We start from the raw sequence: 12,626 nt of genomic DNA on the forward strand, positions 1-12,626 counted from the left end.
ATGAGCCTGACCGTCCCGGACGAGCTGGACTGGGTCTTCCTGCTGCTGTGCGGTCAGCGCTGGCCCAAGGGGGACGAGGACGAGCTCCGGCACATCGCTCATCAGATCGATCAGCTCTCCGGGCACATCGATTCGGCCGGCCAGTTCGACACCGCCATCAGCCATGCGGTCGAAAGCGTCGAAGGAACCGTGGGACGCGCCTTCGCCCGGTACGGTCACGAACTGGCCAAGAGCGGTGAGGAACTCAGTAACGCTACGGGTGCGACGGCAGACCTGGTGCGCCAGTTCGCGCTGGACATCGAGAACGCCAAGTACTCGATCATCGTCGAGCTGGCCTTCTTCGGCGCCGAGATCCTGTCGGCGCTCTCCAGCCCTTTCACCGCGGCCCTGACCCCGGCCATCGTCACAGCCGGTCGTGCGTCGATCGCCCGGATCATCAAACGTCTGGGTCTGCGCACGCAGCACCTGAGCCACGAGGCGTCGAAGATCGCCCGGTATTCGTCGAGGATCGGTTCGTGGGCGGCCGGTGAGGCGGTCGAGGAGATGTTCCAGGACGCCCTGGTCCAGTCGATCCAGATCTTCGAGGGAAATCGTCACGGGCTGGACTGGACGTCTCTGGGATATTCGGCCGGATTCGGTGCCATCGGCGGCGTGATGGGTGGCGGCCTTCACCAGGCCGGGTCCAAGTACATCTCGGACACGGTGAAGAACAAGACCGGCGCCCGGCTGGCCGGCGCCGCTGCCACCGAGGCCCTCACCGAGGTCGGGGTCAGTCTGTCGACGATCCCCATCGGGGGCGACATCTCGGAAATTGGCTGGTCGGCCTTGTCCGGAGGATTCACCGGTGCGGCCAGTCACGCTGCCGACTCGGCGGGGCGGGCCCTCGGCAAGGCCGCCGGGCTGGAGGTCGACGCGCCCCAGGTCGGCGACATGAATCCTGGAAATGCTTCCGAGCCGGTTCTTCCGGCGATAGCCGGAACGAATCCGATCACGCCGGGTACCGCGACTCCGAAGGCCGGCTCCGGATCAGTCCCGGACGGGGCCGGGGGCACCGCCGGGAGCCAGCCGACCGACGGTGACGAGCAGACCCATGAGACTGTTGATGTCACAGGAGATGCGTCACCCCAGAGTGGTTCCCCGAGTGACGGCAATGCTGTGGACAAATCTCCGGTGGAGACGGATTCGGGGAGTACCGAGGCGTCGACGGGGCCCTCTACCTCGGTCCTGCCCGCAGGAGGTTCCCCGGGCGTGGGCTCGTCGATCGCCACGGTACCGGGCGCAGCCGGTCCCGGTGATCCTTCGTTGCCGGAATCCCATGCTGCTGTCTCACCCGGTAGTTCGCCGGACGGAGAGAGTGGTTCGCCGTCTTCGCTCACGACCGGACCCGCGAGCACCACGAACGAGTCCGGTCAAGCCCCGGCGTCAGATCATCGCGAGGGCGGGTCACCGTCGGTCGCCGCCTCTGCCGCCTCTGCCCCCTCGCCGCCATCGGCAGCTAACGCCTTCGATGCTCCCTTCGCCGAAGGATCCTCGGGCGATCCGGTGTCCGGCCTCGAGGTGGCCGGCCCAGATCTGAACAGCTTGCCCAGCAATGAGTCCGGCACCTCCGAGGCGCAACCGAATCCGGTGTCTGAACCGGTTCCGGCGAAGGCTGACGCGGGTTCTGTCCCCTCGGCTGCCTCTCCTTCCACCGTTGATGCACACTCCGCCGGTGGAACGGCCTCCGTCACCACCGTCATCCCTGGACCTCAGGACGGGTCCGCAGAGTCGCCGTCGACAGTGATGGGTGTGACCACGGCTTCGCAGCTGTCCACCGGACAAGCCAACCCCACCGCCAAAGACGCCGTGGCTCCGGCCTCGGCCAGGTCACCGCAAGGTGCGGCTTCCACACCGTCGGTGTCTTCGACAGCTCCGTCCGCTACGGCGCCCTCGATGACGGGTACGACAACGACGGGAACCCCGACGCTCGAGACAGCTTCACCGGTGCCATCGGTCCGTTCGGCTGTCGATACCGGTGGGGGATCGGAAGTAACCACGGCGCACAAAAATTCGGTGTCATCGGCGGTGTCTTCGGGCCCGGCGCACGACACTGCGCCGGCTGAGCAGAGCGTCTCGGTGCAGCAGAAGGAGACTCCGTCCGCGAGTCGCGCAGATCCGGTATCCGCTCCTGCCAGTACGCCGAATTCTTCTCCTGCGCAGCAGGAAGAGACGTCTGCGCGGATGATCTCCCACCCGCGTGCGGGAGCAGTGGCTCCGGCGTGGGTCGGTGGCTACCCGATGCTGGATGCGTGGGTGGCCGTGTCGTTGGAAGGTTCCGACCGGCACAATATTCCGACCGAAGCCCGGCTGATCTTCGACAAGACCGTGCGGGAGACCGTTCGGTTCTCCTCCCCCCGGGATCTGGCCGATCCGGTCCTACGTCCCTCGGACCGTCAGCTGGTGGAGATTGCCACGGCTCTGGTCGATCACGGTGAGCAGCGAGCACGGCGCACCGCCGAGAACCTCCTGGCGATAGCGATCACCGGTCGGCGCAGCGGTCTCCGGGGAGGTGCGAAGCCGACGGTCGACCAGGACCCGATCACCACGGTGGTCGATGCGCCGGTGTCACCCGAGGAGGTCTCCGACCTGGTCACTTCGGTGACGGTAGAGCAGCCTTCGAACGAAGCAGACGTAGCCACCACGGCGCCGGAGCCGAGCGGGACGGAAGCCGTCGAGGAAAATCACGATTCGCACCCGGGAAGCATCGCGTCGCCACCGGAGGGCATGGGTGCGGACGAGGGTGAGGCTGCAGGGTCTGTCCCGGGCGTACCCCGGGCCCCGGTGGACAGGTCGATTCCGGTCTTCTTCAGGTCGTCTGCCTTTTCGGTCCCGGCGCCGTCAAGGCTCGTGAACCAGGCATCGGAAGAAGTCACAACGCCCTTGGGGGAGGGACCCTCCAGCACGCTGGAATCGGTGAGTGATCCAGGGGTGCAACACAGTCTCGAGCTTTCGAGCGATCCTGAGATTCTGAGCGATCCTGAGCCTTCGGGTGACCCTGAGTCCCTGGGTGACCCTGAGTCCCTGGGTGACCCTGAGCCTTCCGGTGACCCCGAGCCGCTGAACGACCCGATGCCGACGAACGACGTTCGGGCTCCCTGGTACACGGAACACGGGGCGCTGGGCGACGCCGCCGTCGGGAAGGTCAATCTTCTGACCGATCCGGCCCTGGTGAACAACGTCGTCGCACAGGTAGTTTCCCACTTGCAGAATGCCGATCTGCATCGTGATCCCCTCAAGGCGAGGCAGATGCGCGATCGGATCGAGCAGGAGCTTCTGACGATGCTGACCGGGTCGGACGTCACACAGCTGATGAGTGACCCGCACGTGGATAGCGATCGGTGGACGAACTATGTGCGGGACGGTGTCTGGTTCGATGTCGCCGGCAAGTCCATCTGGCTCCACCCCACCCTGTCCGACTTCCGGGCCAGGCCCGAGGCGGCGGCCGGAAGTCGCGAATACGTAGTTCCTTTCGGTGGGCAGACGTTCTCCCGTGGTCTCACCTCGGATACGACGAGTCTCTGGGAAGCGGCGGCGACTCAGATTCTGACCTATCCGACCAGTTCGGTGGCACACTCCGTGTTCATCGGGGTACCACAATTCACGATGGTAACTTCGAGTGGCAACCGCGAGGGCTACAAGCGCAACCTGATTGCCGGTCGGAAGGCGATCTCCACGGGGCAGCGAACTTTTGATACCTCGGTGGCCATCCAGATCTACATCGACGGCGCCCGGGTTCCGCACCAGCATCTCCTGGAGAACCTGGTGCAGATCCCGCTACCGACGGCGTTCCTGCGAGGTCCTGCGGCGGATGAGGAGTCGGGTACAGAGGCGGTGCTGGAGCAGTCCGATCCGGCAATCTCCCAGCCGGAGGAGATCCCGGTCTGGGCCAAGGATTGGCAAAGGGTTCCGCCGGACTCGGCGCGGGCGGTCAACGATTTTCCGGTGGTGCTGAACGCTATTGACGTGGAGCCCCTGGCCCTCGGCATCGAGAGGGCTCTGCGCGCCAGCGGTATGAATGCCCAGGACATCTCCGAGAGTATGCAAGAGGCGCTTCACTCCGTCCTGAGTGAGCAAGCGCTCAAGAACCGGGCCACGTTGCTCCTGGCCAACGGCGTGAACAGCGGGCAGATCCGGGCTTCTCGAGGATTCTTCCGGCGCGGCGTGAACGTTGTTCCCAGAGTCGATTTCCGGCTGACGGAGATTCGGTACGAAGGTGTTGCCGAGGCGATCATCCGAGATGATTTAGGACCGGACGAGAGTCATCACGCGGAGAGAACCTTCGGGGCCAAGTCTTCCTTGGGCATCGGGGCTCAGGCCGGCAGTATCTTGCCGAATGTCTCGCATACCAAGGGCTATGCGCAAGCCGGTCTCAGCCTCGACGTCTCGAGATCGCTGGCCATGGGAACAAGTTCCATGGCCCTGCCGAAGTTGACCCTGATGCGTAAGGCGGAGGTCGTCCGCTATCGGGTGAAGGGAGTTCTCAAGGTCGAATTCCTGGGCAAGAACAGCAAGGTGCCCTCCCAGGATGTCGAATTCGACGGTGAGGTCCTGCTTCCTGCCGACGATCGAGAGGCTTTCGAACACGCCTTGTCGGAGAGGGGCACCGAGCCGACATCGATGTCGGACGAGCGGGAGGTGCCCGATGCGCAGGACCTGGAGAACGATCCTTTCGAGGCGAACGGGAACGTCGAACCGGCGCCGATGGCGTCCGGAAAGGGAGCGGGACTGGGCCAGGCCATTCGGCTGCCGGGATCGGACCGGGTGCTGAAGAAGGTCCAGAGCCTGATCCGGGGGAGCTACCGGGCCGATCCCACGATGTTTGCTCAGAGCCCCGCCATCCACCGATCGATCGTGGAGTTCCAGCGATGGATCGGGGTGACCCAGGACATCACGCGGCGCCCCGAATGGGCCCAGGTCATGGGTGAGCTGGACCTGGTGTTCGGGAGCTCGGCCCTGGAGGCAGATTTTGAGCATCTGCTGACGGGCATTGTCTATCGCGCCGATCTGGGTCGTCGGCACCTGGAAGTCGTGGTGCAGGCCGATCTCGGTGCCACCACGGAGCAACGGTCCTATGACCTCACCGTGAACTCGCGGGTGGTGAATTCCTCCGGAGTTTCGAGCTCACGAGGCACGGCCTTTTCCTGGGAAGTTTCGGCCAATGGCCGAGCCAGGTGGCAGTTCGGCCGCAGCGTCGGCCTGGAACTCGGGAAGGTCACGTTCGGTGGGGGGAAGAGCCAGGGGAAGAAGCTATCGATCTCTTCGTCGGGCAAGGGATATCGACGGACGGAGACGGCTGGATCCATCACCGAGGTGACGAAGTCGATCACGTACCGGATCGCGGTGCGCTGGACCGACAAGAGCGGAAACCAGGTGCCCGGAGCGCGACTCAACGATCGAGTCAGCGGACCGACCGTTGTTGCCAAACTGGCGGTTCCGCCCGAATATGCACTGCTGGAGCCGTCCACCGGGCCGGATACCCCGGTGGGGTCGGTGACGCCTGGTGGCGAGGAACTCATCCAGAACCGAGTTCTGGTGCCGGGCGGGGCGCCCGGTATGTACGCGCGAATCATCAGCCTCGAGCCGGTGGTTCAGGAGGCGGCAAAGGTGATTTTCGCGCCAGACGTCCCCACTAATGACGAAGGTCGCGTCGACCTCTGGGAGGTCCCGGACTCGGTGCTGTCGGCCCTGCGGCCCAGTAATATTCAGTCGCGGCTCGCGGAGTGGTTCTCCGACGAAGGGGTCGTCGTCAGAATTGACGACAAGCGTAGTCTGCGGATGAAACTGCACCTGCTCAACGTCGAACACCTGAAGCGTCACGAAGATGTCGAGCTCGAGCACTACGCCAGCGGCACGTCCCACCTCGGTACCGGAATTTCTCGCTCATGGCACATCGGTGCCTCCGCACTGATCGGTCCCCGGTTCAGTGTGAAGCCCAAGGCCAAGGAGACCGCTGAGGCGGGGAGCTCCGACGAGGCCGGCGCATCCTTGTCGCCGGACGATCACGGTGCCTCCGAAGACGGTGAGAGTCACGGCCAAGGTCACAGCCTGAAGGGCCGTGACCAGGTCAAGGTGCAGGTTCAGGGGCAGATCGGGCGGAAGTTCGGCTCCGAGGCCGACGCCCAGACCGGTGCTACAGACGTCACCCGAGCGACATATTCCGGCGGTGTGCACTCCTACCGGAGCGACCTGGTCTTCGAGATGGAGGTGCGCGTCGATCGCGAAGCACCCGAAGTATCGGCCCCACGGAACTTCTTCCTCGTGTCGAAGGCCATGGACTTCCTGATCCCCGACCGTCTCGCGGCGGACATGGCCTTGAATCAGCGGAATGATGGGGTGGAGCGATATCCGAATGTTCCGCGGACCTACCTGAACTCGAATTTGGCCATTGCCTCTTCCCACGCCGAGGTGGTCGATGCCTCGAAGGTGCTTGCCACGGTCAAGGCGGCTCTGGATCGCATCCAGGCGGTCAGGCCCAGTGACCGGGCCGGAGCCGTGTCGGTGGATGACTTCCTGCGCTCGGCGTTCGGGCAGGAGACACTCTCCCGGCAGCACCTGACGTTGCTGAACACCGGCGTCATGGCGTGGATCCCGCTGAAACGGGCTCTTGGCTCGGTTCGTTACGTCGCTGTGCTGGTCTCGGCCGAATTGAGCCCGACCCAAGATGTCCGGCACCGGCCGGAGACGAAGCTGATGTTGCGCAGCCAGGGTTTGAGCAACGCGACCACGAAGCAGAAGAACTTGTCCTCCTGGGGGGTGAAGGCAACCGCGCTCGGTCTTGGATACGGGGAGGACGAATTCGGGGGAGTTCGTCTGGAGGGCGGACTGGATTTTCAGAGCGGACACCAGGACGTCGAAAGCTCCGATATCAAGAAGATCTCACGTACCACCATGAGAGACGGTTCCTACGAGTTCAACCATGTGGTGAAGTACGAGATCACGGTGAGCAGCTTTCTGGAGATTCCGCCCGGCCTCAGCCATCTGCAGGAGCTCGCCCAGTCTGGATTTCTCTCGCTGGACGAAGCCTTTCACCAGGAGACGCTGGAGACGATCGCCTACGCCCTTCGCTCCGTACGTTCGTTTGAGCACGAAAAGGTCGAGGGGACGATGCGGCTGCTGGTTCCTGAGCACGTCACCCGGCCGGGTGACGCGACGACGGAGACTCAGGGACGACAGGCGGCCCAGGCGAACAATGTTCGCCTGGAGACCCTGACCAAGGATCCCCTCAGCCAGCGGTTGGCCGGGATGGTGCAACAGGTGGACTTCAGTGCTGGGCTTCTGATCCGGAAGCTTGCCCCGGCGGTCACGCGGCGTGCTGATCGGACCGAGCAGAATCTCCGTGATCTGCAGACCGAGCTCCCGACGAAGGGCTTTGAGCCGGCCACACCGGTGGGCATGCAGCTGACCGAGAACACCCGGTCGAACAATCTGAGAGCGAGGTTGGTCGACCTGGCCGGGTTCGATCTGACGATCGGCCAGGCCGGCGGTGACATCCGGGTGGGCATGCGCATCACCAAGGCGGTCAAGCTCACCCAGACCGAGCTCAAGGGAAGGGACTACATCCAGAGCGCCTCGGCGGCGGACAAGGTGGTGATCAGCGGCCGGGCCAAGGAACTCGGGATCAAGGTGATCGGCGGTACCGCGACCGGCAGCGGCCTTTCCGAATTCGATGGGGGTCTGGGCAGGAAGTGGGACCAGGAGGAGGAGTCCGGGGCCGACTCGGCCAATATTCTGGAGCACAACCGCGAGAACACCGAGGTCTTCCACTATTACGCCTTCGATCTGACCATCGGCCTGACCGGTCCCGCTCTTCCGGGCAGACATCTGGCGTTCGACGTGCCGCAGGGCATGATCGGCCGGATTCGGGAGGACGAGCTCAAGGACTTCCTCGCCGAGAACGAACAGGAGATCCCCGAGGGCTTCTTCGACGACATCAGCGGACCCGCTGCCGACCTGGGTCCCGCCGACGAGAGCGAACCGCTCCCGGAGCAGCGCGATGCGATGACCCGTCGGGAGGAGTTCGAGGAGGAGGAGAAGGAGGATCCGGAGGGTCAGCAGGACGTCGGGCCACCGACCGCGGCGATGATGACGTCCTGGGGCCGGACGAACAGCATGTCGGACAGCGACTCGGATCCTGAATGGTTCCGGGCCGGCGACCGAACGGTCGAGGCGCTGGTGGGTCTGTCGTCCACCGCTTCTACACAGGGAAACGGCTCTCGCGGCGGGCCGGTGGTTTCCAGCGAGATGCTGATGACCGCGCTGACACGGTCCCGGGGTGCTCGTCCGCGGACAGCGGCGGAGGTGGAGCAAGCACTGGGCGACTGGCTGCTCGCGGTCGACCTGCGTGCGCAGAGCCAGAGCCAGGAGTTCGACCGTGGTGGATCGAAGAGCGATGAACGCGTTCTGACGGACTGCCTGGTGCGGGGCCTGTCGGTCGCCCGAGGGCTGGGGGTGCGTGGCCGGGCCGGGGACGATCAGGTTCTGACCCCGGTTCTGAGTGACCTGCTGAGCACGCTGAACACGTCGCACTTCACTCCGGTGGCTTCGGTGCATGACGCGGAATCGGCGATCGCGGCGCAGCCGGTGGGTTCGGTGGCATTCGTCCACAGCCAGGCTCCGGATCGGGCGAAACATCTTCTGCTTCTGTGGCACACGGTGGAAGGGCCGCGCTGGGCCGAGATGCAGGCGCCTGCGGGCGAACGGGTCCGTGGACCCGGTACGGGCGGGGTGAGCGACCTGGGCCTCAGCCTGGTGGTGATCAGTCCCTCCGACCTGGTGGCGTCCACCGAGCCCGTGGCGTCCGTCGAAGAGGACGAATCGGCCTTCGACGGCGAATCGGCCCTCGACGGCGAATCGGTGCCGGATCCCACCGAGGGTCAACGGTTCGCTGATCGGCTGAGAGGGGTTCAAGAGCATCTGCCGGTGAGTTTCGCCGAGCTGCTGGAGCAGCGCGGGCCGCAGGTGCGCGACACCGTGAGGGCATTGGTCGCGGCCACGCTGAGCGGCTCTGCGTCGGCTCGTGCGGCACTGGCCGCTCTGGACCGGGTGTCGAGGTCGGGCCTGGTTCCGTCGGGCGACACACCCGATCTACGGACGGGGGAGAGCGTCACGGCGCAGCTGGCCGAAGACTACGAGCGGATGCTCCCGAATACGCAGGAGGACTCCGCCCTGCGTCAGCTGGCCGGGGACCTCGCGGCGGCGCACCATCTGGCTCGACAGCTCACGCCGGTGATCGACGACGACCGCGTCGATCCCGAACTGGAGATGCAGCTGGAGACTGCGCAGAACGCGGGACCTGAACGTCGTAGGACGGCGACCGGGTTGTCAGGGTCGGCCGACGGGAGCCTGGTTGATCGGACTCACGATTTTCTGGAGGTCCGTCCCGATCTGGTGCAGGCCCTGGCCTTCGTGACCGTGGTCAGGGACTTCGCGCTCCAGGCCGGCCCGGACGGCGACCTGCTGGACGACCTGCTGGACGCGTCATCCTCGCCCGGACCGGATGCGGAGGTCACGGAAGTCGTCCTTCCCGCAGGTTTCGGTGAACGGCAGGACCCTTCGCATCCGCCGCATTTCGCCTTCGGATCTTTCGGACTGGCCCACAGCCTCGATGGGCAGGCGATCGACAGCGAAGGTTTCGTCGATCTGGTGGCCCGGCAGATCCAGGTGCCGTCGGCAGACCCGCTGCGCCGGGCTCTGCGGTCCCGGATAGCGGACATGGGGGCGACGAACGCTGTCCAGATGATGCTGGAAGGAGGACTGGATGTTGCCGTCGCGGACCGGGTGCTGACGGTCCGGCTCGACCTGCCCGACCGGGGCTCGGCGACCCGGGTGGAGCCGTCGAGTCTGCCGCTGATGCGGGAGGGCGAGTCCACCGCCGGGCCGATGGACAACCTGATCATGCGGACCACCTCGGTCGGCGAGACGATGTCCACCACCATGACCCTGGATCTGGGGGCCTGGGTCTCGATCGCCGCGGGAAACCCGATCTACAACCCGAACGCCGGGATCAGTGGTTCCGCGACGACGTCTCTCAGCCAGGGTGCGAGGTCCGAGTTCGGTACCTCCGGTGGTCTTCGGCCCGGAGGTCCGGATGAGTACTTCGACCTGCCGGTGAGATTGCGGGTCGAGGTGACCCCCACGGGCGCGGCGCCCACCGGCGGGATCGTCGATCCGGAGACGACTGCACCGCTGCGCATTTCCTTCCCGAGCAGTATCGCCACAGCCGCCCACGGACGTCATCGCCTGTTCCAGGGCAGTGCGCAACGACCGTTGACCTCTGCGCTGCAGAGCGTGGCGACCGAGGCGGGCGGCATCGGAGGGCTCGGGTTGCTGCGCCGCGCACTGGCGCTGGATCTGGTCCGGACGGCGCACCTGGCCCGGAACACCGCGATCGAGGCACTGGCCCACCGCTTCAGCGAACCGGTTCTGCTGCCGGAACTTTCCCGGATGCTCGGGACGACGGTCGATCTTCCTCCCACGGTGCTGCCGGACGGACGCCGACTATTGCAGCGGATGGGCGCGCAGGTCTTGACGGCGCAACGTACCGGTCGGGCCACGGATGTACCCGTACGGCTCGACGCCGGTACGTGGAACGCATTCTCCCAGGGGCAGGGTCGCTCCGGGAGCGTGTCGTTCAGTGCGGGGGCCTGGATCAACCCCGATGCCTCGAGCACTCTCATGCCCTATTTCGTCGCCGGTGGCTCGTTCACGAGCGGCACGTCGACGGGGGTCGTGGGTTCTTCCGCCGGGGGCGCCGGCTACCGGACCACGTTCAGTGGTACCAGCGTGTCCTACCAGCTACGACTGGATGCCGAGGTGAGCAACCAGATCGTGAGTCCGATGCAGCAGGAGGACCGCCGTCCGGGCCCGGCCCCGCAGCCCGTACGCCAGGAACTGACTGTCACGCTCTGGGTGCCGGAGGCGTTCGTCGAGGACTTCGAACGGGTTCTGGACGCACTGGGAGTCCCGGCTGAACCAACGGATACAACGGAGCCAACGGACACGGTTCCGGTGGAGCAGCCGTCGCAGGCGCCGGAAGAAGTGGCGCCGGTGCTGTTGCGTGATCCACCCCCAGAGCTCAGCCGGGCGACCGGTCCGTCGGGTTTCACCGGCCGACTGGGGCTGACCGGTGTTCAGGACCTGGCCCAGCAGTTCATGGCTGACCTGCGCGAGCTGGAGCACCATCGGGGTGAACCGATGCCCGAGGCCGCCGACCGCACGCCGGTGCGGGTTGACCGGTGGACGGTTCTGGAACGCAGAACGCTGTCCGAGTGGCTCAGCGCCCGGTTCGGCGCTCCGGACCTCCGTTTCCACCAGGACACCATCTTCTCCACCGGTGGGCTCACCGTGACCTACGAGCGGCAGTTGAGCAGCGGCGACGTCGAATACATCACCTTCCGTCTGGAGGGCCGGCGCGCGTCCTCGTCGCCCGACCGGGTGACCCGGGTCGATGATGTGAGCATCCTGGTCAAACCCAGTGGTTACAGCGAGCAGGACCGGTCCGCCTCCTCCAGTCGTGGTTTCCGGGGCACTCTGGGTGCTCGTGGATACCTCGACATCCCCTTGTCCTCAGAGCTGACCCTGAGCCTGCGGATGGCCGCCGGAGTGTCCGGGAACCTGTCGTCGAGCGGTGGAACCGGCGTCTATCAGAACGGTTACGTGGCCAAAGGACTGAGCTCGTCCGGTCCGGCGTGGGCCTTCCGGTATCCCGTCACCCTGACCACCCAGGTCTCGGTCGAACGGGTCCGGGGTCAGCGGGTACTACCGCTGCTCCTGGGCGGGATCGAGGCACTGGGGCGTGCCCTGACGGGTCGCCGTCAGCGAGTCTGGAGCCTGGCCGGCAGGGAGGGGACCGTCCCGGCAACAGCATCCTGGCTGGTCCCGGAGAACCGGACCGGGACCCCGCCCGTCAGGCCGCCCGTCAATCCGCCCGACCAGTTGCCGACGGGTCGGCAGGAAGATCAGGTGGACGCCACTGATGCTGACAGCGTTCCGGGAGGGACATCGTCCGTAGAGCTGGACCGCCCGGTGCGGGGAGGAGGCCTGCGGATCGGCGGCCGGCAGTTCGGTGGGGAATGGCTGGCGCAGCAGCTACACACGGGCGACGACCAGACCCGTGACGTGATCACCTCCCGCGATCGGGTGGTGTCGGTGGCGGGGATCGCCGATCTGCGGCTGGCCCTGGCCACGACCCTCATGAGGGTGGGACTCACCTCCGAAGCGGCGCATCGATGGGCCCGGACGGTGGTCACTCCCGAACAACTGAACGGCGTATTCGCCCTGGAGAAAGACGGTTTGGCCGGCCAGATCCGGCAGAGCCGGAGACTGGGCCTGCGGGAGGTGGAGTTCGCCGTCGTCCCGACGGTCGGTGAAGTCCAGGACGACGGTACCGAGGCCGATTTCATGACGGACCTGGCGTCCGAGTACAGCGCTCTGACCTCGACCTCGGACTCTTGGTCCCGGGGCTGGTCGGTCGACGCCAACGTCAGGGTCGCGCTGAACCGGGCCCGTCGCACCGATGGCTTCGGCAACACGGTCGGTGAGGGCGGCTACCTTCAGCTCGGTCCGGGCTACAGCCGAAACACCACGAC

The 12,626-nt window shown here is 65.8% G+C and carries 1 protein-coding gene (only partly in view); it reads left to right on the forward strand.

What is annotated here, in order from left to right; translation table 11 throughout:
* Positions 1 to 12,626, forward strand: the beginning of a protein-coding gene (locus QSK05_RS24025) for a WXG100-like domain-containing protein (protein ID WP_285599561.1). Its footprint extends 16,582 nt past the window's final position; 12,626 of the gene's 29,208 nt are visible here — the first part of the coding sequence; it begins with the start codon at positions 1 to 3; its stop codon lies beyond the right edge, outside the window.

Origin of the sequence: Kineosporia sp. NBRC 101731, from assembly GCF_030269305.1 — a bacterium.
Classification (GTDB): domain Bacteria; phylum Actinomycetota; class Actinomycetes; order Actinomycetales; family Kineosporiaceae; genus Kineosporia.